The following is a 21,990-nucleotide window of genomic DNA, read 5'->3' on the forward strand; positions in this document are numbered from 1 at the left end:
ACGTATGTGCACACCTGTCTGCGAACAAGTGCGGGACAGGCTTTTTTTATGGATTATACCGAATGATTGCCAGAGCATTCCATAGAGTAATCATCGTAACGGATAGGCTGCTTATTACGTGGAGGGAGAGATACAGATGGAGAATCGAAAAAAGCTAGTGCTGGTAGGTAACGGAATGGCGGGTGTATGGATGCTAGAGCATTTGCTCAAGCTGGCACCACAGAAGTACGACATTACGATCTTCGGAGCAGAGCCACATCCCAACTATAACCGGATTCTATTATCGTCCGTACTCGCTGGTGGCGCAGACATGAACGATATTATCATCAACGATCTGGACTGGTATCGTGAGCAGGGTATCGAGCTCTATACAGGCGATGCCGTGACTGCCATCGATACTCAGCAGAAGCAGGTACACTCTGCCTCCGGTAAGCAGGTTGCCTACGATGAGTTAATTCTTGCTACAGGCTCCAGCGCCTTCATCCTGCCAGTTGCAGGAGCAGATAAGGATGGGGTCATCGGCTTCCGTGATATTAAGGATTGCGAGACGATGATGGATACCGCCAAGCAGTACAAAAAAGCTGCCGTCATCGGTGGCGGTCTGCTTGGACTGGAAGCGGCACGAGGCTTACTGAATCTGGGTATGGACGTCACGGTCATTCATATTAACGAGCATCTGATGGATCGTCAGCTCGACCGTCCAGCAGGGCTGATGCTACAGCAGGAGCTGGAACAACAAGGAATGAATTTTCTACTCGGTAAACGCACGGTAGAGCTAACCGGCAAACGCCGCGTCACTGGTGTACGATTTACCGATGGCACTGCAATTGATGCTGATCTGGTCGTCATGGCGGTCGGCATTCGTCCAAATGTGGAGCTTGCCGCAACCTCGGGTCTGCGGGTGAATCGCGGGATCGTAGTAGATGATTATATGCGTACGAATGTACCTGGCATCTCCGCTGTAGGCGAATGCGCTGAGCACCGTGGCATCGGCTACGGACTTGTTGCTCCACTGTATGAACAGGGAACTGTTCTTGCCAAGCGTCTTGCTGGTATTGATACTCCACCCTACGAAGGGTCTGTCACATCAACCAAGCTGAAGGTATCCGGCGTCGACGTATTTTCCGCAGGTGAATTTCAGGATAGCGCGGACACACGAGCACTGCGCATGCAGGATGATATCGATGGCATTTACAAAAAGCTAGTCATCCGCGATGGACGCCTGATCGGTGCCGTATTGTTCGGCGATACTAGCGATGGTGCGCCACTCTTTTCCCTCATTAAGAGCGGCGAATCGGTACAGGGTCGTGAAAAGGAGCTGCTCACCGGACAGCCTGCGGGTGGCGGTGCGACTGCCTCGCCTCTACAGCGCCTTGAAGCGATGGCAGATGATGAGATCGTCTGTGGTTGTAATGGCGTCAGCAAGGGCGCGATCGGCGAAGCTGTCATTGGCAAAGGCTGCAATACGATGAAGTCGCTCAAAGCATGCACCAAGGCATCTGCATCGTGTGGTGGCTGTGCACCTGTCGTCGAAGGATTACTTCAATTCTATGCGGGCGATAATGCAGGCGTAGCCGTCAAGGAAGGCATCTGCGGCTGTACCTCACTGGATCGTGACGAGATCGTCTCAGAGATCAAGCGCATGGGGCTTAAAACGGTCAAGGAAACGATGAACGTGCTCGGCTGGTCGGAACCCGAAGGCTGCTCCAAATGTCGTCCTGCGCTCAACTACTATCTCGGCATGCTGTGGCCGGGGGAGTACGAGGACGAGAAGGAATCGCGCTTCACGAATGAGCGTTATCATGCGAACATCCAGAAGGATGGCACGTACTCGGTTGTACCGCGCATTTATGGGGGTGTCACGTCACCTACCGATCTGAAAAAAATCGCCGATGTAGCGGAAAAATATAACGTCCCGCTCGTCAAATTCACCGGTGGACAGCGCCTCGATCTGCTCGGTGTTCGTAAAGAAGACCTGCCGCATATCTGGGAGGAGCTAGACATGCCATCCGGTCATGCCTACGGCAAAACACTACGTACGGTCAAAACCTGTGTTGGCGATACGTTCTGTCGCTTCGGTACGAAGGATGCGATGGGCATGGGCATTCAGCTCGAAAAAGCCTTTGAACGTATGGATGCTCCTGCGAAGGTGAAGCTCGCTGTATCTGGCTGTCCGCGTAACTGTGCGGAATCCGGTATCAAGGATGTCGGCATCGTCGCGCTGGATGGCGCATGGGAGCTGTATGTAGGCGGTAATGGCGGCGTGAAGATTCGCGCCGGCGAATTGCTCTGTACGGTCAAAACCGATGAAGAAGTAATGGAATGGACATCCGCCTTCCTGCAATACTACCGTGAGCAGGCACGCTGGAATGAACGCACTGCCGCATGGATTGAGCGTGTCGGTCTGGCACATGTACAGGAGGTGCTCGCAGATAGCGATACACGTGCAGCACTGGTAGCACGTTTACAAAACACACTTAGCTACACCAGTGACCCGTGGCAGAATATTATCCAGAACGATGAGCTGCGTAAAAACTTTACCGATCTAAACGACTCCGCAGCACTCGCGGGCACATCGCCATCTGCACCATAATAAGGGAGGAATTCGATATGAACCGTTATCAGGTTGCACATATTTCAGATATCGATGTGAAAGGCGCACGCCGTTTTACATTAGGTGAACTGGAGATCGCCCTCTTCCGCCTGAGCGACGGATCGATTCAAGCCGTGGAAAATCGCTGTCCACACAAGGGCGGCAAGCTCTCCGAAGGCATGGTATGCGGCTCTAATATCCATTGTCCACTGCATGATTGGAAAATCGACCTGCGCAGCGGAAAGGTACAAGACCCGGACGATGGGTGCGTGCAGACATTCGCTGTAGAAGTGGACGAACATAACGGTAGTGTGTATGTGATGCTGCCTGCTACGCAGCAGCTCGCCTGAGCAAGCGTACGATGGCATGTAGACACTTTACTAGCTAGTCCACGCAGGCGACATTCAGGAGTTCAGGAGTTCAGGAGTTCAGGAGTTCAGATAAAATGGTAATGTATCATTCAATTTATTCCATCCAGCTATGTGATCTAAAATGAATACAGTTGGTAAGCATGGGAATGAATATAATCTGGTAATGAACAAGCTAACTCAAACCAAGCAATCAAAGGAGGACACGTGGATGAGCACAGTACAGGGAATGGTCAGTATCGTTGGTGCAGGCCCCGGTGATCCAGAACTAATCACCGTCAAAGCACTCCAACGCATTCAGCAGGCAGACGTAATCGTATATGACCGTCTGGTAAGCGAGGAATTGTTACTGGAAGCGCGTCCAGATGCACGCCGCATCTATTGCGGCAAAGCGCCCGGCCTGCATCATATGAGCCAGCAAGCCATTCAACGTACATTGCTCCAGCAAGCTTCACTCGGTCTGCATGTCGTGCGCTTGAAGGGCGGCGACCCACTCGTATTTGGACGTGGTGGCGAGGAAGCTTTGTTTCTCGAACAGCACGGTATCTGCTATGAGATTATTCCTGGCGTTACCGCTTCGATCGGCGCAGCAGCTGGAGCCGATATTCCGCTCACCCATCGCGGCATCGCTACCTCCTTCGCCTGCGTAACCGCGAGCCAGTCTGCGGACAATCCGAACCCGATTCGCTGGGATTTGCTTGCTAGTAGCGTCGATACACTGGCGATCTATATGGGCGTGAGTCAGCTGGATTCCATTTGCCGTGAGCTAGTACAGCATGGTCGTCCTGCGAGCACTCCTGTTGCTCTGATTGAGAACGGCACAACGACAGCTCAGCGCGTGTTAACGGGGACACTGACGGATATTGCTGCGATTGCTGTACGGGAAGAGCTGCGTAATCCTGCACTGATTATCGTCGGTGAGGTGGTACACGTACGCGAGCAGCTGATGGCGATGAGAGAGCAAGCAGCGTTGCAGATGGGATTGAATGAGCGGATTGGGTGAGCGGCTTCAATTAAAATATTATAAATTAAGAAATTAAAAGGTAGACCTTCATTAAGAGGTCTACCTTTTGATTTATAGCTATAATGAGTTGTATAGTAATAAGCTATTCCAAATGAATGACTGCAATACTGTGATATCTGCCTCTCTGCTGTAAAGTCTATTGGCTGAGTCATACGTATAAATAGTAATGGAGGACAGATATTATTTTATACGATACCTCTGATTAAGGAGTTGAATCTATGACTATTTTACAGGATAAGATATAGCCGAATACATATGTGGAATGCAGAATAATAGATCATCGCGTAGACGAGCTGGAAGGCAGCCAGCTTTTTTTTCGATATGTTCATCTAGAAAAAGTCATTCATGAACTCCACTTCGGCTGGACGAACCGAACTGTTCACGCCTGTATACATATGCTTCAGCATTTCCCGCTTCCACAATACGAAGGCTACTTCTCTCATTTTGAAAAGCATCTTGAGATCAAATGGAACAATGACGAAGCCAATGATAGCTACATCCTACAGTTTATAGATCAGGACACAATCATGACTATTCAAGCAAAAAAAGAACAATTGATCACTTTCGGACATCAGCTAGAGAAGGAGTGGCATCAATCTCCTGTGGTGGAATGATCCTATGTTCTAAGAGTGATCTTGCGATCCAATCGACTATTTGGGAACAATGCCAATCCGTCCTTCATCCTAAAATACAAAAAAGCACCTTCAACAGCCGCTCCATTTTAAAATCAAAATAGAGTTCCCAGCTGTTAAAGATGCTTCTACCTCATTTAAATATACCTTTATATCGGTTAAAGATACTTTTGTCGATTACATACACTTCGATACAATAACCTATTACATAATCTACACTGCGTCTACGCTACGATATCAATTGCTACCACGCGCTTAACCGAGCGTCACTTAGTACCGCGCAGGTGCCGCCTTTTTCGCCAGCTCAATCATATAATCTGCAAAAGCTTCTGGGTCGGTATCATACACCAGATTCACCGGACGACCATCTGCCTGCTCGACTGTTCTGCCCTGAGACTTGCCGTCTGGGATTACAACGCAGTTAATCGTCTTTTTGCTCACCAGCTCCGGCTTACCGATCGACAGCGTCGTTAGCACATCCCAGAAATAATAGGTCGAGTTGTTCTCCATATGCACGAGCGGTGGACAGCAAGCGTAGCAGTTACCGAGGAAATCTACACCTTCATAACGGCGCTCGGTTGCCCAGCGTTTACGGATTTTCAGATCCAGCGGTACTTTGATTGTGCTTTCAAGAGCAACCAGGTCAATCTCGATGCCGCTTTGCCATACGCGATATGCCGCTTCCGGATCCCAGAACACATTCCATTCGGCTGTGCCGTCATGCTCTGGCTCGTCCACATTACCGCGTTCGAAGCCTCCGCCCATCCAGACGAGCTTTTCGATCTTCTCTTCAATCTCTGGCGCTTCATCTAATGCACGGGCAAGGTCTGTCAATGGCCCGGTAAATAGCAGCGTTGTTTTGCCTTCATTCGCCAGTAGCTGACGAATCATATGACGATGAGCAGGCAGATCGGACAACGGTGCTTCCATCGTACCGGATTCATTCAGAATCGGCAGTGCGTCCACATAGAACGTATGCATACGCCATGCTGGCGGGAATGGATTTTTACCACGCGAGTTCGATTTTGCCGTTTCCGGTGCCTGATTACCATGACCAAAACGGTCGATAATTTTGCGGCTTGCATCCGCACCCGGCTCCAAATAACCGTCTGCTGGAATGACCGAGACACCTGTAAGCTCCACATTATCCATTTGCAATAGCATAAACAGCGATACCAGATCATCGACACCGGCATCATGATTAAAATATACGGATTTCATCTGTGACATATTGCTCGATTCCCCCAATATATATGCTTTATCTAACTGTGACTATGATTGATACGGATCATCTACGCAAATAGACACCCTGCTGCATCGATCAGCACAGCCCGTGCATTTCCATCTTCTATTATGAGGGAATACGAAGCGATGTTCCACAGTCATTTACTGGAAAACGAAATCGCGCGACCTATTATCCGTCTACTTTCCCGAGATTCTGTTCATCTATAAAGTATCCACTGCCCTGACAATTCAATTCACTTATGCCAATCAGCTACTCTACTCATCCCGTCCATCTATGCACGCATCACGATTATCCACCTACCTGATCACCGATCAAAAAGGTCAGCTTACCCGGCAACACGCCGAGCTGCGCTGGTGTTTGCAAATAAATCTCTCCATCCGTATCCGCTGGCATCGGCTGATCTGTCCGAAGCTCCAGACGGGATGTGCGAATGTATTCGATATTGCTATTTTCCGGCTTCCAGTTTTCCGGCGACTTACGACTGAGCAGCTCACGCAGCAGCGGCAGGCCGGCTTCACGGATAATCAGCACATCGAGCAAGCCGTCCTGTAGCGCTTCCTGTGGAAATGGGAGCGGATTCGTTCCTAGAAAACGTCCATTTGCCGCATAGATCATGACCGCTTCACCAGACAGTGTTCCTTCATCGTGCTCTAGCTCAAACGTGAATGGCTGCGCTGTGCGTACCGTTTGCAATGTGCTTAGAAAATAGCCCAGCTTTCCAAATGCACCTTTAATATCCGCATTAATATTTTGCGATGTTTCTGAGATCAGACCAATACCATAGAAGTTGGTGAAAAAATGTCCGTTGGCTGTCCCGATATCCAGCGTGCGTGTCTGCCGCTCATTCAGCACCTCCGCTGCTCGTGCTAGCTGCTGCGGCATCGCTAGCGCACGAGAGAAGTCATTACAGGTACCGCCTGGTAGCACCCCAATCACTGGTGGACGCTCCAGATCGGCAAGCCCATTAATACATTCATGCACTGTACCATCTCCACCTAAAATATACAGCACATCCACCTGCTCCCCATATTCACGGCAGAGCTTTTTCGCTTCACCTGGCTCGCTTGTACGCCTCACGATCAGCTCCGGCAGCTCTACCGATAGTACGCCAAGCACTGTGCCAAGCTGTGTCGTATCGACCGATCCAGCATTTCCGTTATAGATAAGCATTCCCTTTTTATACATCTTAACCCCTCCGTATATAGCATAGAATGAACCAACTAGCTCTGATGAAAATCAAATTTTTTTGTGATTTTACGATATTAGCGTATATTTCAGTTGCCTTGTTGCGATATACTATTAATTGCTCGGGAAATTTGGCTTTTTTGCAAAAAATCGAAACAATTTTGATCTTTTCTGGGTTTGCGTGCTGTTTTTATGCTATAATTTATATAGGTAGATTATCATTATTAATTTAAGATAAAAGTTTGTTGAATAGTTCGATATAGCCGCTTACCGGTTCAGCATGTTCATAGAAAAAGCACGTCGTCCCACTGATTATCCGGTACGTTTGCTGACTATAATGCTCTTCGTCATACCGGTCCGTACTCCCGCTTTGTTCCTCTGTCACATGGTTGCACGACCATTCGTAACACGTCTCCATGTCCAATCCGGCAACAGGGAGCCGGAGCTTGATGCAGCGCTTATGGAATTAATCAACAATCCTACCCAAACTATTTTGGAAAAGAGGATTGTGCATGCCAAGAAAACACCGAAAAATGAGCTTGAGCCAGTTGCTCGCGAAGTTTATCTTCATCACGACCGGCGCCGTCTTGATGGCGGTCGCACTGGAAATCTTTCTAATCCCCAACAGCGTGATCGATGGCGGTATTACCGGTATCTCGATCATCCTGTCCGAGCTAAGCACCATTCAGCTTGGTATCTTCATCTTTGTGATTAACGTACCCTTCCTGATTATAGGCTATAAGCAAATCGGGAAAACTTTTGCCATATCGACCCTGTACGGAATCGCCGTCATGTCTTCGATGACCGCTTACCTGCACCATGTACCTGCACTAACCGATGATAAAATGCTCGCCAGTATGTTCGGCGGCGTGATTCTCGGCTTCGGGATTGGTCTGGTTATCCGTTTTGGCGGCTCGCTGGATGGTACAGAGATTGTCGCTATTTTGCTCGCGAAGAAGTTCCATATGCCTGTAGGTCAGATCGTTATGATCATCAACGTGTTCATCTTTACCGCTGCTGGATTCGTATTCGGCTGGGATTCCGCGATGTTCTCTATTTTCACCTACTATATTGCGGCAAAAGTAATGGACATTGTCGTGGAAGGTCTGGAGGAATCCAAGTCAGTCACGATCATCTCGCAGGAATACGATGAAATCTCGCAGGCGATCATGGATCGTCTCGGTCGCAGTACGACCTTCATGTACGCCAAAGGTGGCTATTCTGGCGAAGATACGCAAATGATCTATTGCGTTGTCAGTCGTCTCGAGCTTGCCAAGCTACGTACGATTGTGAACGATATTGACCCAACCGCCTTCCTCGCAGTAGAGCATGTGAGCGAAGTTATCGGCGGTAATTTCGAGAAAAAGAATATTCACTAAGCCAGCTAAGCAAGGCAGAGTGAGCTGTATAAGGTATATCTATTACACATAACCCAATAAAGGGTTCATCTGATTCATGATAAAGAAGCTTTTTCTCCTGAGGGGGAAGGGGCTTCTTTTGTTATTAGTGTTGGATTGGGTTGGTGGTGTTAGCTGGATTATGCTGGTGGGCATACATCACTTCGGGAAGGAATAAGGGGACGGACTCGGGTGGAGCCGCGGGAATCTTTTGGAATTGGGTGTAAATGAAGATTCCCGCCCCTCCAGGGAGGTAAGATATTTTGCTTCGCAAAAATCACTTTTCATTGAACCTCGTGTTAGAAAAGGCACTAACACTATAAGGAGTCCTTTCCCCTTATGCCCTTCCCTCCGTTCTGTGCTGCTTGCAGCATACGCTTAACACACAAACCAACAAGCACATTTGTCAGTTTAGAGATTTTCAAGACTTTTTAAGACTCCATAAAGCCAATAGTATGGCATAATCGGTATGTACATATCATCAACATGGGGGGACATATGATGTCGAATTTAGATTCCAATTCTTTTTCACGACCGACTCATTTGCGGTTGGCTTTAGATAGCGAGAATATGCGTGCGTTGGCTGAGGGGGATCCGGTATTAGGGAGGTTGATGGAGCAGATTGGGCCGCTTGAAATTCCGCTTCGTAGTGATCCGTTTATTTCGCTGGTGTCGTCGATTATTTCGCAGCAGTTGTCAGTGAAGGCGGCAGCTACGATCTGGAAGCGGGTAGTGGAGCTGTGTGGGGAGGATATGAGTCCTGAGACGATCGGGAAGTATACGGATGACGAGCTACGCGCAGTTGGCGTATCGATGTTCAAAATTCGCTATATTCGCGATCTATGTCATCATGTACAGGCGGGGCTATTACCGTTAGATCGTTTGGATGAGCTATCGGATGAGGAGGTATTGCGAGCGCTTGTAGCTGTCAAAGGAATTGGACGCTGGACGGCGGAAATGTTTCTGATTTTCAGCCTGGGACGCACGGGCATTTTATCCCATGGCGATGCAGGCTTGCAGCGCGCCGCATGCTGGCTGCATCAGATGGAAGAACGTGAGGACGGCAAATATACACAGCAACACGAGTTGAACTGGAGCGCCTATCCAACTGCTGCATCGATCTATCTATGGGAAGCGATCAATATTGGCTGGGTCGATTCGGGGAAAACGTTTGCTGAATTTTCTAATGATGATCAAGCTACGGATACACCTATATCTACACAGGAACCAGATGAGCCGCAATGACGAATTGTATGGAATACGTATAAGCTTCGATCCCAATCACTTCATAAGGTGCCACCTACGCATAACGAGGTAAACCAACGATTTACCTCGTTAAATAATCCAGTGGTAAAGGAGAATATACCAGCGTCTCTCCGTCCTCTTCCAGTTTTAAAATAATCACAATATCCGCTCCACCACTCACATCTCCACGCGGCAAAGCCATAATCATCGGCGGACAACGCAGCAGCACAGAATTACTACTTTCTATCCCTGCATCTGCAAGCGCTAGAGCAAGCAGTCCATCGATCTCTCTATACAATACATCCAGCTCACCAATGATATGCTTATACCGCTCTTCGAAGCGATCATATTTACGCTTCAGCTTCTCCTTATACTCCTCCACCTCATCAAAACACAATTCCCAATCCAACGGATACAGCGAATGCCCTAACGAATATACATATATCCTCCGCTGTCCGTATGCAATCGTGCTGCTGGATGGCTCTTGTTCGTTCATGGTTTGGCGCTCCTTTTTGCTTTAAATTTAAATGCTTTGCTAGATTTGGATGATATGGTGACAATGCAGCATCCGCTCCAGACAGAGAACATGCCAACGACCTCCAGTTAAGCCGGGATACTTTGAATGGGGGAAAAGATGGCGTATCCCGGCTTAAAGGTCGGTCTTTTGGCATCGTTCTCTGCCTTCCGCTCCTTGCTTATTTGAGCATATGTGCTAGACACGTATCATCTAATTCATATGCATTGAGCTTATATATACTGAATAGCTCGAAATATTCTCAATGAGTGCCGCGTCAGCTAATAAATGTAATAGCACCTCATAGAGCTCAATTACTACATCCTTACAAAAGAACATTATATTTCAATTAATATTGCATAAATATATTTAGTAGGCAAGCCGCACATAACGAAGGCAAGGAAATAAGGGGAAAGGACGATTTTGGAGGGGCGGGAATCTTCATTCCTTCCTATTCCAAAAGATTCCCGCGGCTCCACCTGAGTCCGTCCCCTTATTCCTTGCCGTAGTGATTGTTGCACAACATCAATATGTGATAGACCTGCTCACTAACAAAGTTAACCCAAACAACTATAATGCCTTCCATAGCCTAGCACTTTTTCAAATCGAACTTTCTCACTGAAATTTTCATCTTACTATAGCATTGCATAGCACCGCTCTGCTCACCCAGCCGCTTCATCAGCAAACTGACTATTATACAAATCAGCATAAAAACCATTCTGCTCTAGCAGCTGCTCATGCGTTCCCTGCTCGATCACCTCACCATGATTCATGACTAGAATCAGATCAGCACCACGAATCGTAGACAGGCGGTGAGCAATGACGAAACTCGTGCGGTCGCGCATCAGTTCATTCATCGCCTGCTGGATCAGCACCTCGGTACGTGTATCGACACTACTGGTCGCTTCGTCCAAAATGAGGATCGACGGGTCAGCGAGAATGGCGCGAGCGATCGTGAGCAATTGCTTTTGCCCCTGTGAAATGTTAGATGCTTCTTCATTCAGCACCGTATCATAGCCCTCTGGCAATGTGCGGATAAAATGATCCGCACGTGCCGCTTCCGCAGCCTGCACGATCTGCTCCTCAGTCGCACCCTCGCGTCCATAGGCGATATTATCGCGAATCGTACCGCCAAATAGCCATGTATCCTGTAGCACCATCCCGAATAGACTGCGTAGATCGCCTCGTGGCATCTCGGTAATATCGCGTCCATCGATACGAATGACGCCACCGTTTAGCTCATAGAAGCGCATAAGCAGATTGATCAGCGTTGTTTTCCCTGCTCCCGTTGGGCCGACAATAGCAACGGTTTGCCCGGCATGTACCTCAATGTTCATATCGCCAATAAGCAGTTGATCTGGCTTATAACCGAATTGGACATGCTCAAAGGTCACATCTCCACGTACACGAGCTGGAGTAGAAGAAGTGCCCTCCTTCGTCATACTCACGCCTTCACTCAGCGCAGGGCTCTCTTCTTCCCGTTCATCCAGCACCTCGAATACACGCTCTGCCGAAGCAATTGCTGACTGGATAATATTCGAGATATTGGCGAGCTGAGTAATCGGCTGTGAGAATTGACGGGCATACTGGATAAATGCCTGAATACCACCGATTCCGATACTGCCGCGTGTGACCATAATTCCGCCGACCACACAGATCAGCACATAACCGATATTACTCACAAAGTTCATCAGCGGCATGATCGTTCCTGAAATGAACTGCGCACGCCAGCCCGAGTTATACAGCTTTTCATTCATCTCATCAAATGTCTGCAATGCCTCTTCTTCACGTCCAAATGCCTTCACAATCTGATGCCCGGTATACATTTCCTCGACATGACCGTTCAGTTGACCCAGCGCCGCCTGCTGCCCGGCAAAATGCTTTTGTGAGCGGCGTGCCACGAAGATCGTCACGACCAGACTGAGTGGAATCGTCAGCACGGTGATCAGGGTCAGTAGCGGACTCAGTGTCAGCATCATAACAATTACACCAACAAGTGTTACGGCAGACGTAATCATCTGCGTCAGACTTTGCTGGAGGGTCGTACTAATATTGTCCACATCATTTGTGACGCGACTCAGCACCTCACCATGACTGTGGCGATCATAATAGCTAAGTGGTAAACGAGTCAGCTTTTGCTTAATCTCTCGACGCATCTCGTACACCGTATTTTGCGTGACCGATGCCATCCAATATTGCTGAATATACGAGAAAAGCGCGCTAAATATATACAATCCACCCAATATACCAAGCAGCTCAAAAATATAATCAAATCGGATCGCTCGACCACCGCTCACACTGTTAAATAGCTCATCTGTCGCCATACCGAGCACACGCGGTGAAAAGATAGAAAATAATGTACTTAGTAATGCCGCGATTAATACGCCAAGCAAGTGTAGCCGATATGGACGCAGATAGCGTACCAATCGTTTCAGCGTAGCCTTAAAATTTTTCGGCTTCTCACCGGGTAATCTCATGCCCATGCCTGGAGGGCCACCCATCGGGCCACCGCCGGGAGGACGTCCGGAGGGTCTGCGATTGTTATCGTTACTCATGCGCTCTCCTCCTCCGACAATTGCGAGGATACAATCTCACGATATACCTCGCTATGCTGCATTAATTCATGGTGTGTACCGATTCCAGCAATCTCGCCTTCGTCCAGTACGATAATCTGGTCTGCATCCCGAACGGTGCTTACACGCTGGGCAACCATGAGCACGGTCGCATTGACCGTTTCCTGCTTTAAGGCTGCGCGCAGCTTGGCATCCGTTTTGAAGTCCAATGCCGAGAAGCTATCATCGAAAATATACAGTTCTGGCTGGCGTACCAGCGCACGCGCAATCGATAAGCGCTGTTTTTGACCACCCGATACGTTAGAGCCACCCTGCGTAATTTCAGAGTTATACCCTTCAGGCATACGCGAAATGAACTCGTCCGCCTGCGCAATCTGAGCGGCATGCACCAGCTGCTCCTGCGTCGCATCCGGCTTACCATAGCGTATATTGTCCGCTACAGTTCCGGTAAATAATAGCGCCTTCTGCGGAACATACCCGACACCCTCGCGCAATCGCTCCTGCGTTAGCTCACGCACATCATGTCCATTCAATCGAATCGCACCAGCGCTTACATCGTAAAAGCGTGGAATCAGATTCACCAGTGTTGATTTCCCTGATCCGGTACCCCCGATAATCGCGGTCACCTCACCACGACGCGCTTGAAATGAAATACGTTTCAGCGCAGGCTGTTCAGCACCCGGATAAAAAAACTCGACGCCGTCGAACTCCAGTACCACATCACGAGCAGGATGATTATTCGCCTGATCAGCAGGCTGAGCGCGTGTGTTCATGTCTGCTGCTACAGCAGATACAGTGCCACTAGCCGCTTGAGTCGCTACCGGATCAACGATATCCGGCTGCATATCCAGCACCTCATTCACACGCGCCGCTGATGCCGAAGCACGCGGAATCATAATAAAGATCATCGACAGCATCAAAAAGGAAAATAGAATCTGAGTCGCATACTGTACAAATGCCATCAGATCACCAACCTGCATATTCCCATAGCTGATCTGAAAGCTACCAAACCCAACGATACAAATGATCGATACATCCAGAATGAGCATCATCATCGGCATCATCAGCGCCATCAGCTTATTCACACGAATCGCCGTATCTGCCAGATCGCGACTCGCCCCGTCAAAGCGTACATTTTCATAACGATCACGGTTAAAGGCACGAATGACACGAATCCCGGTCAGATTCTCGCGAATGACCATATTGAGTCGATCCAGCTTTTTCTGCTGTGCCTTGAATAGCGGGAATCCGCGTCGTCCGATCAGCCAGATCGTCAGCCCCAGCACTGGAATGACCACAATAAAGATCAGCGATAGCTGTGCCTGCTTGGATACCGCCATAATAATACCGCCCAGCATCATTAGCGGCGCCATAAGCATCATGCGTAGCAGCATGGTTAGCACCTGCTGTAATTGCGTAATATCATTGGTTGTCCGTGTAATAAGCGAGGCGGTACCAATCCGATCAAACTCCTGCAACGAAAAATGCTCCACATGCGAAAACACACGACTACGCAGATCACGCCCAAATCCAAGCGCAACACGAGCCGAAAAATAGCTGGCGGTAATGGAGCACACCATGCCGAGCGCAGCAAAAAGAAGCATATACGAGCCGATACGCCAGATGTACGGGATATTCCCATGCGCAATCCCCGTATCCACAATATCAGCCATTAATGTAGGTAAAAATAGCTCTGACATCGTTTGCAAAAAGGTCAGCAATAGAATAAAAACTGCGGCCCCATAATAAGGCCGCAGTTGACGGAGCATCCTAGTCATGTTGACCATCCCCTTTGTGGGTGGGCTCCAGCGGTTCAAATACTCGTTCTTCAAAATACTCATATACACGTCCAAGCAGCTGTGCCAGCTTGCGACTCTCTTCTTCTCCCAAATAATCAACCAGCCCCTCAAAGGAGCTTTTAAACACGGATAGCGATTGATCCATGATGGATTCGCCCTTATCGGTTAGCGTAACACGAACAGCACGGCGATCGCTTGGGTCCATATTGCGTTCAACCAGGCCGTCATTTTCCATGCCTTTAATCAATTGCGTTACAGTGGGAGACGTCACGCGAAGCATACGGCTAAGCTCGGAAACCTGAATGCCACAGCTTTTGCAATCTTCCTGATTGCCAATACAGATTAACGCCATGATTTCACTTGGCTTATGGCCAGCTACAGGCTTTTGCCGCCAATCCGCTTTTCGAAATAAGCGGAACGCTCGCAGCAGCTCCTCGCCCATCGGCGAGATTCCTTCAAATTTTACATCTTCCACATTATTCACCCCGGGATTCGATCACATTTTGTGTAAGCAAACTATTATTTAGCATGACTATTTATTAGGTTATCTAATTTTATAACTTGAAGTAATTCTTTGTCAATCATTATCTATTATAATACCACTAGTTTCGCGTATTTTAAGCCTATTCTTATAAATTAAGACGTTTCATTTCGTATATTTTTTGATGCAATTCATTTTAATTTACCACTGGATATTAAAATTGTTAAATTTTTGTTAAGAAATATTCTTTTTTACGTTTTTGAGTATTTTTTTACCATAAAAATGTTAAAAAATTCTTCAGAATTACGATAAGTATATAGAGAGGATTTGCAGCAGCTTGCAAAGCTCGTACAGATCAAAGGAGGTTAATCAAATATGAAAACAAGCAGCCTGCGTTCGCCATGGCGTCTATCTGCCAAAACTAGCGTATGCGGCTGGCTCGCCATCATGCTATTGCTCCCCTCTGCTCCAATCCATGCGGCAGAAATCACTGCACGTCATGAACAGGTTGGCCAGGATACGTATCTTGGTGGACAATATATGGAGCTAGGCATTGCAGAAAGTGGCACACTGGGTACATCAACCGCAAGCCCGGGAGGCTTCCACCCCGGTTCATTGCGTAAAAGTATTGGCCTGAACACCGACAGTGATGGTTATGATAACGGTAAGGACATGAGCAGTGGCGATTACATCCTGCCAGGCAGTCCGTCAGAAGGCTTCATCGTCGGCTACAAGCAAACCCCGTCAGACGCCAGCCCCAAAAACTTCATCAATGAACAGCAAAACGGCAATATCGATATCCCCGGAATTACGCAAAACATCTCCACCGATGATCTACTTGCTGCCCGCACGGTGGGTACCACACGCGATCAAGCCCTCGGAGTTAATCAAACAATCTCATTCAAACCAGGCGATTCCTTCTATAAAACAACCATTACTCTTACCAATCCCAGCGTGACTAACTCCGTCTACGATGTTCATTATATGCGTTTCCTCGATCCAGATATGGATGCTGACTTGAATAACGATAACAGCACCATCAACTGGGTTCCCTCCAATCCACCTTCTGATTCCGATGCGATTGCTATCGCTATGGGTAGTGCCAGCGATAATGTATTTATGTATGTAGCCAGCGATCCTCGTGCACAGGCTTCTGTAGGCTATAGCCGTGATCCGTATAGCGCACCAGCCTTTAAGGCAGATGGAGCAGAGCGTATGGATGCAAAGCTTGCCGATGAATGGCTGACATTAACCTTTAATGCAGGTAATCTGAAGCCGGGAGAATCGACCGAGCTGGTCTTTTACAGCAGCGTGAACCCGAATATGAATGCTGCTCTTGCCGCTATTCATGCTGATTATCAGACCGCTCCAGAGGATATTCCGACTGATCTGACGCTGTCTGGCGATGATCTGACCTGGGATATGAAGCCAGGTGCGAGTGCAGGCTTGCTGACAGCAACCAGTGCTAATCCAGACGATAGCTTTATTTTCAGTCTGGTCTCGGGTGAAGGCAGCGAAGGTAACAGCTACTTCGACATCGAAAACAACCGACTCGTAACCGCCTCTTCACTCGTACGCGGTGTATCCAGTTATCCGGTACGTATCCGTGTAACCGGGCCACAGGGCGGCACATTGGAGAAAACATTCACAATTCGCGCACATGCACCGGAGAGCAGCACAGAGCTGACGTCCCTATCGCTGCAAAATGGTACGCTACAGCCGGGCTTCAAGCCAGATGTAACGATGTACCATGCGAATATGAATGCAGACGCGAGCGCCATTACTGTACAGGCTAGCGTATATGACCCGGATGCGACACTGTCCGTAAATGGCGTCACTGTGACGGATCAAGTATATGGCACACACAGCTTCATCTATACGGCTCCATTGACTGATGATCTGACTGATCTAGCATTAAAAGTCACCTCACCGAGTGGTCAGAGCAAAACGTATACCATTCAGGTCATTCCAGCGAGCCTACAGGCTGAGCCAGAACAGACCGTAGCTGCGCCACAGACCGATGTAGCCGATCCGCCTCCGACTACACCAACCGCTTCGGAGCAACCAACTGCTGGTACTAACGAAGATAGCAACAGTGACAATGGCAACAACGGCGTAGAAGCTCCTCCTGTAGCCGTAACTACACCAGCTACGCCAACCGACAACACGTATGTACCACTGGAAGCACCGCTGCTTACGATCACCTTCCCCTTCCTGCCAGAGCTGCCTGTCGATCCAACGACAAGTATTCCGATTCTGATCAGTGGTGGTAGTGGAAGCAATGGCGCAGGGGCTTCGCGACTGGATGATATCGTTGCAGACAATGCTACAGCCTCCGCTCCCGTATCGGCACCTGCTGCAACAGCAGCTCCTGCTACCAAAACAGGCAAAGTAGAGACTGCACCGACAGTAGCGACAGGTACGAAAGACAATCGTAAGGGCTATATTCAGGGCTATCAGGACGGCACGTTCCGTCCAGAGCAAAAGGTTACCCGTGCCGAGCTTGCCGTGATGCTGGATCGCCTGATCGGCGACCAGGGTAGTGCAGGCAAGCTGGAATTCAAGGATATTCCTGCCTCCTACTGGGCAGCCTCTGGTATCGGACTCGTGCAGCAAAATGGCTGGATGAAAGGTTATCCAGATGGTACATTCCAACCAGGACAAGCATTAACACGCGCTGAGCTTGCCTCGCTGATCGCACGCTGGAAGGAGCTGGACAGCTCTAACACATCCTCGCCGAGCACCAGCGATGTATCCGGTAACTGGGCAGCTTCGGATATTAACAAAGTCGTCGCTGCTGGCTTAATGAAAGGCTTCCCGGACGGCAAATTTTATCCGAACCAGCCGGTGACCCGTGCTGAGATCGTAACCGTGTTGAACCGGATTCAATCCAACACGACATCTGAAGCAGCAAATGGTACGAGCGCATGGACGGATGTCACACCTCAGCACTGGGCGTACGATGCGATTAATAAGGCTTCGAACGGACAATAATCCTGAACTAAAATAACTCTGAAATGACAATGATACCGTCTTACAAGTACGATCTAGCACCATGACAAGGCAATACGTAAAACCAACGCATGAGCGTTTATAGGTTGAACCCACACACAGTAAAAGGCGAGCTTATCTTCATCGATAAGCTCGCCTTTTTATATACTATTGTTTATGTGATGATACGGATTGAGACGATACAGTACAGAACGACATAACTGCTATCCGACGACAATAGGCTGGATGTTCTTTTGGCTACCAATCAGCAAGTGAACGGCTATGTATCGGACAACAGCAGGCTATATTGCTCATTTGAAGGTTGCTGACTACTTTGGGGCTCTGACTACCTTGCGGCTGGTGCTACTCCCATTGCTCATACTTCGTTTTAACATTCTCTATCGATACAAAGCCCTTTTGCAGTAGTGGATTCGGTACGCTGATATTATACTTTTTAATCTGGCTGTTTAGCTCATCGATTTGCGTTTCCCATTGGCTTGTCAGTGCATCGTTTGGATGGTGATCCATTTGCTCGATCAGATCCTTCATGCCGATGCGAATTTGCTTTTGCAGCTCTAACCAGGGTGGCAGGTAGTTGGCGGTTTTGAGTACGGAGTTTAATACATCGCCATCGGGCACATCAAGCGGCTTACCCGCTCCTTTGAGATTGTCCATGCCACCTTTAGATACATAATCATTAAAAATATCGTCCAGGTGATTAGCTGAGCCTAGCTTCTTAGGTGTGAGCGGTTCGCTCGGCTTATCGTTAGGGTTCATACGTTAATTCCACCTTTCGTATAGGGTTAAGGTCATAGAGCGACGGTATGTAGAATGAAGGGTATATAGTATGGTTCGGATTTGAGGGATGGAAACCCTTTTAAAATTTGATTTTTATTGAAATTATGTATTAAATTTTATTTTTTTGTGAAGAAATGCTTATCATATTTTAAAATCTAACAATTCTCATAAACTACAACTACAACTACAACTACAACTACAACTACAACTACAACTACAACTACAACTACAACTACAACTACAACTACAACTACAACTACAACTACAACTACAAAAAATGTTAGCACTTTACATCGATACTACAAGCTTAAAAAGACGGACAATAGCTACACACAGCATCGTCCGTCTTGATTGTTCTATTGATGAAATCGGTATCTATACACTATTGCCATATTCAATGGATCATGGGTCGCTCTCTCGTTTCTTTTCTTCTATTATAATCTCCATTCTTCTACTCTATTCCCTTAATCCTTCCACTCTGGCGGTAACAGCTGCGCATATGGATTTTGTAAAAAGCGATCATCGACCAGCATGAGTAGACCGTGATCCTGCTCGGTACGAATCAATCGTCCACCTGCTTGCAGCACCTTGTTCATACCCGGGTAGACGTAGGCATAGTTATAACCGCTATGCCCTCCTCGGCTAAAATGCTCACGAATCAGCTCACGTTCAGGGCCAATCTGGGGCAAGCCAACACCGACGATGATCACGCCCGTCAGGCGGTCGCCTGCTAGATCGACACCCTCGCTGAAAATGCCGCCCATAACAGCGAATCCGGTTAAGGTGCGCTCATTGTGAGGTTGGAAGGCTTCGAGGAAACGATCTCGTTCTTCCTCTGCCATACTGGATTGCTGTACTAATATATCTGTATCCGGCTCCAGCGCTTCAAATGCTTCTAACACATCACGCATATACTGATAGGACGGGAAGAAGGCAAGATAATTGCCCTGTCGTTCATTGACCAGCTGGGCGAGCAGCTCTGCCAGCTCCTGACGAGTACGTTCCCGGTCGCGATAGCGTGTGGACAGAGGCACGATGCGCACTTCGAGCTGTTCCTTAGAAAAGGGCGATGGAATCGAAATGTTGTAATCGTCCTCTGCCGCGCCCAGCATATCACGGTAATACCGAATCGGCGATAAGGTCGCTGAGAAGTGAATGACCGAGCGATATCCTTTGGCCGTCTGACGCAGCTGTAGCGATGGATCGATACAGAACATACGCAGTATGACCTCGCTGCCATCCTGCTCTACATACGTGATATGGCTCTCCATATCGTACAATCGTCCAATGCGTAAAAAAGCCTGTACTGCAAAATACGTCTCCAGCAGCTGCTCGGTCTCGCCGCTATCTCCCTGCTCTAGCAGAGTCGTCTCCGCACGAATCGTGAATTCTTCCAGTAGCTTGAAAATATCCTCCGGTGCTTCACTGCGGCTGATCATCTGTTCTTCACCTATTTGCTTACGCAGGCGGATAAAATAGGCGTTGATCGCGCCAGCGATTTTGGACAATGGCTCTGAGCGATGCTGGTAGTCTCGTTTTAGATCGAGAAATGCAGCCTTATTCAGCTGAGCGGAAAACATATTCCGTCCACGATCGACCAGATTATGTGCCTCGTCGACTAATAGCACCGTACTTTTACGCTGATCGTCCGTCATACGCTTGAGCGATACACGCGGATCAAACACATAGTTATAGTCGCAAATGACCGCATCCGACGCATACGAGGCATCCAGTGACAGCTCGAAGGGACAGACGGTATGCTTTTGCGCGTAACGCTCGATCACATCGCGGTTCATGAGCGTTTCGTGCGTGAGCATATCGAGAATCGCTTCATTAATACGGTCATAATAACCATTCGTGTACGCGCAATCCTCTCGTCCACTTCCGCCCTCGGCGGTGCAAAAGCAGACCTTATCCTTCGCTGTAATCGTCACACCATGCAAATGCAGACCATTTTGCTGCATACGCTGGAGTGCATCCTCGGCATTGGCGCGAGTGACCGTTTTGGCGGTAATATACATCAGCCGCTCCGCACGTTCATTGCCGATGCTTTTAATCGCGGGAAATAACGTCGAGATCGTCTTGCCTGTTCCGGTAGGCGCTTCAGCGAACAAATTCACCTGCTCGCCAATCGTCTTATACACCGCTCCAGCAAATTGCCGCTGACCTGAGCGATACCCGGCAAATGGAAACGGCAAGCCCTCGATGCTAGCATTACGCCGCCGACGATGCTCAGCTAGCATCTCCGCATAAGGCGCGTATTGCTCCAATGTGTCCATCGCAAAGCGTTGTAGCTCCTGACGGGTACGAATCCGCTCCAGCTTGGTTTCTTTGCCACTGCTTTTGTGTACATAGGTGAGCTGGATACGTACCTGCTCCAGCTCACGCTGCTCCGCTAAAATATGTCCATACATCTGCGCCTGCGCCCAGTGCACCTCACGCCCGTCTCCGATATCCTCAGCCGTGATCGAAGTGGATTTGATCTCATCAACCGTAAGCAAGCCAGCCTCGTCTGTCCATAATCCATCGCAGCGTCCTTCGATTCGAAATAGCAGATCACGTAAAGGAATTTCGATCCGTAAGTGAACCTCTTTCTCGCCTTCCTCTCCATAGCCTTCCTGCACCTGCTTATGAATGCGCGTGCCCTCCTGCATCGTCTGAGCTACGCGAAAGCCTGATTCAATACTGCCGCTCCGATACACATATTCCACCAGTGGACGTACCGGAATATCGATAATGGTCGTCATGACCTTCACCTGCTTTCTCTCTGTGTCTAGCTGTCTCTATTTATGCATGTGGGTTTATTGTGGTTATCCTATTCCTATAAAGTGTGATAAAAGGAACTCTAGTGATTAATGATATGTGAGCCAATGTAGGTGGTGGGATGTACACCACTCCGGGAAAGAATAAGGGAACGTCCTCCCGTCTCGCACAGGAATCTACGCAATAGGAGATCATTGTAGATTCCCGTGCTCGGAAGAAGTAAGATATTTTGCTTTCGCAAAAATCGCCTTTCATTAAACCCCGTGTTAGAAAAGCACTAACACTGTAAGTCATCCTTTCCCCTTATTTCCTTCCCTACGTTCCGTACGTTTCCTACATGTGCGATCGTATAAGCTTTTATAACTCATTTCGTAATCTATA

Annotated in this window: 14 protein-coding genes; 6 read left to right on the top strand and 8 right to left on the bottom strand. The window is 48.4% G+C overall.

The window, feature by feature from the left end:
- The first annotated feature begins 136 nt into the window (after nucleotides 1–136).
- The 3 genes from nirB (at nucleotide 137) to cobA (ending at nucleotide 3,964) form a co-directional block, all read left to right on the top strand.
- On the top strand, nucleotides 137–2,593 hold the full coding sequence (nirB, locus tag IEX62_RS04930; protein WP_188774304.1) for a nitrite reductase large subunit NirB: 2,457 nt from the start codon (nucleotides 137–139) through the stop codon (nucleotides 2,591–2,593).
- Nucleotides 2,594–2,610: 17 nt separating this feature from the next.
- On the top strand, nucleotides 2,611–2,943 hold the full coding sequence (gene nirD, locus IEX62_RS04935; RefSeq protein WP_188774305.1) for a nitrite reductase small subunit NirD: 333 nt from the start codon (nucleotides 2,611–2,613) through the stop codon (nucleotides 2,941–2,943).
- A gap of 229 nt (nucleotides 2,944–3,172) precedes the next feature.
- A complete protein-coding gene (gene cobA / locus IEX62_RS04940; protein WP_229685620.1) occupies nucleotides 3,173–3,964 on the top strand; it encodes a uroporphyrinogen-III C-methyltransferase in 792 nt (263 codons plus the stop codon).
- Nucleotides 3,965–4,887: 923 nt separating this feature from the next.
- Here cobA and IEX62_RS04945 read toward each other — a convergent pair.
- Together IEX62_RS04945 and IEX62_RS04950 are read right to left on the bottom strand one after the other, a co-directional pair.
- Nucleotides 4,888–5,847, bottom strand: coding sequence for a nucleoside hydrolase (locus IEX62_RS04945; RefSeq protein WP_188774306.1), 960 nt, complete (start codon nucleotides 5,845–5,847; stop codon nucleotides 4,888–4,890).
- 304 nt (nucleotides 5,848–6,151) lie between these two features.
- A complete protein-coding gene (locus IEX62_RS04950) occupies nucleotides 6,152–7,048 on the bottom strand; it encodes a diacylglycerol/lipid kinase family protein (protein WP_188774307.1) in 897 nt (298 codons plus the stop codon).
- 512 nt (nucleotides 7,049–7,560) lie between these two features.
- Here IEX62_RS04950 and IEX62_RS04955 point away from each other — a divergent pair.
- Complete coding sequence (locus tag IEX62_RS04955) at nucleotides 7,561–8,427, top strand: YitT family protein (protein ID WP_188774308.1); 867 nt, start codon at nucleotides 7,561–7,563, stop codon at nucleotides 8,425–8,427.
- A 516-nt stretch (nucleotides 8,428–8,943) separates the two neighbouring features.
- Nucleotides 8,944–9,690 (top strand): DNA-3-methyladenine glycosylase family protein, encoded by a 747-nt coding sequence (locus IEX62_RS04960; protein ID WP_229685621.1) that lies wholly within the window; start codon nucleotides 8,944–8,946, stop codon nucleotides 9,688–9,690.
- An 82-nt stretch (nucleotides 9,691–9,772) separates the two neighbouring features.
- On the opposite strand, the gene IEX62_RS04965 is transcribed toward IEX62_RS04960, so the two are convergent.
- The 4 genes from IEX62_RS04965 to IEX62_RS04980 all read right to left on the bottom strand — a co-directional run bounded on the left by IEX62_RS04965 (nucleotide 9,773) and on the right by IEX62_RS04980 (nucleotide 15,051).
- Nucleotides 9,773–10,186, bottom strand: coding sequence for a hypothetical protein (locus IEX62_RS04965; protein WP_188774309.1), 414 nt, complete (start codon nucleotides 10,184–10,186; stop codon nucleotides 9,773–9,775).
- A 680-nt stretch (nucleotides 10,187–10,866) separates the two neighbouring features.
- Entirely contained in the window at nucleotides 10,867–12,759 is a 1,893-nt protein-coding gene (locus IEX62_RS04970; RefSeq protein WP_308422628.1) for an ABC transporter ATP-binding protein, read from the bottom strand.
- The gene (locus tag IEX62_RS04975) at nucleotides 12,756–14,555 is read right to left on the bottom strand and encodes an ABC transporter ATP-binding protein (RefSeq protein WP_188774310.1); all 1,800 of its coding nucleotides are present in this window, start codon (nucleotides 14,553–14,555) and stop codon (nucleotides 12,756–12,758) included. The genes IEX62_RS04970 and IEX62_RS04975 overlap by 4 nt, the downstream gene beginning before the upstream one ends.
- Nucleotides 14,548–15,051 carry a MarR family winged helix-turn-helix transcriptional regulator gene (locus tag IEX62_RS04980; RefSeq protein WP_229685622.1) on the bottom strand — a complete coding sequence of 168 codons (504 nt, stop codon included), beginning with the start codon at nucleotides 15,049–15,051 and terminating at the stop codon, nucleotides 14,548–14,550. Before IEX62_RS04980 ends, IEX62_RS04975 begins: the two co-directional genes overlap by 8 nt.
- 381 nt (nucleotides 15,052–15,432) lie before the next feature.
- Between IEX62_RS04980 and IEX62_RS04985 the strand changes: the two genes are divergently transcribed.
- Nucleotides 15,433–18,051 (top strand): S-layer homology domain-containing protein, encoded by a 2,619-nt coding sequence (locus IEX62_RS04985; protein WP_188774311.1) that lies wholly within the window; start codon nucleotides 15,433–15,435, stop codon nucleotides 18,049–18,051.
- A 360-nt stretch (nucleotides 18,052–18,411) separates the two neighbouring features.
- On the opposite strand, the gene IEX62_RS04990 is transcribed toward IEX62_RS04985, so the two are convergent.
- Together IEX62_RS04990 and IEX62_RS04995 are read right to left on the bottom strand one after the other, a co-directional pair.
- The gene (locus tag IEX62_RS04990) at nucleotides 18,412–18,825 is read right to left on the bottom strand and encodes a DnaJ family domain-containing protein (protein ID WP_188774312.1); all 414 of its coding nucleotides are present in this window, start codon (nucleotides 18,823–18,825) and stop codon (nucleotides 18,412–18,414) included.
- A 485-nt stretch (nucleotides 18,826–19,310) separates the two neighbouring features.
- Nucleotides 19,311–21,593, bottom strand: coding sequence for a helicase C-terminal domain-containing protein (locus tag IEX62_RS04995; protein WP_188774313.1), 2,283 nt, complete (start codon nucleotides 21,591–21,593; stop codon nucleotides 19,311–19,313).
- Nucleotides 21,594–21,990 lie beyond the last annotated feature (397 nt).

It is taken from the genome of Paenibacillus hunanensis, from assembly GCF_014645615.1.
In the GTDB taxonomy this organism is placed as follows: domain Bacteria; phylum Bacillota; class Bacilli; order Paenibacillales; family Paenibacillaceae; genus Saccharibacillus; species Saccharibacillus hunanensis.

Coding starts and splice junctions, on each gene's coding strand:
- nirB (WP_188774304.1), top strand. CDS start 137: ATGGAGAATCGAAAAAAGCTAGTGCTGGTAGGTAACGGAATGGCGGGT.
- nirD (WP_188774305.1), top strand. CDS start 2,611: ATGAACCGTTATCAGGTTGCACATATTTCAGATATCGATGTGAAAGGC.
- cobA (WP_229685620.1), top strand. CDS start 3,173: ATGAGCACAGTACAGGGAATGGTCAGTATCGTTGGTGCAGGCCCCGGT.
- IEX62_RS04945 (WP_188774306.1), bottom strand. CDS start 5,847: ATGTCACAGATGAAATCCGTATATTTTAATCATGATGCCGGTGTCGAT.
- IEX62_RS04950 (WP_188774307.1), bottom strand. CDS start 7,048: ATGTATAAAAAGGGAATGCTTATCTATAACGGAAATGCTGGATCGGTC.
- IEX62_RS04955 (WP_188774308.1), top strand. CDS start 7,561: ATGCCAAGAAAACACCGAAAAATGAGCTTGAGCCAGTTGCTCGCGAAG.
- IEX62_RS04960 (WP_229685621.1), top strand. CDS start 8,944: ATGATGTCGAATTTAGATTCCAATTCTTTTTCACGACCGACTCATTTG.
- IEX62_RS04965 (WP_188774309.1), bottom strand. CDS start 10,186: ATGAACGAACAAGAGCCATCCAGCAGCACGATTGCATACGGACAGCGG.
- IEX62_RS04970 (WP_308422628.1), bottom strand. CDS start 12,759: ATGAGTAACGATAACAATCGCAGACCCTCCGGACGTCCTCCCGGCGGT.
- IEX62_RS04975 (WP_188774310.1), bottom strand. CDS start 14,555: ATGACTAGGATGCTCCGTCAACTGCGGCCTTATTATGGGGCCGCAGTT.
- IEX62_RS04985 (WP_188774311.1), top strand. CDS start 15,433: ATGAAAACAAGCAGCCTGCGTTCGCCATGGCGTCTATCTGCCAAAACT.
- IEX62_RS04990 (WP_188774312.1), bottom strand. CDS start 18,825: ATGAACCCTAACGATAAGCCGAGCGAACCGCTCACACCTAAGAAGCTA.
- IEX62_RS04995 (WP_188774313.1), bottom strand. CDS start 21,593: ATGACGACCATTATCGATATTCCGGTACGTCCACTGGTGGAATATGTG.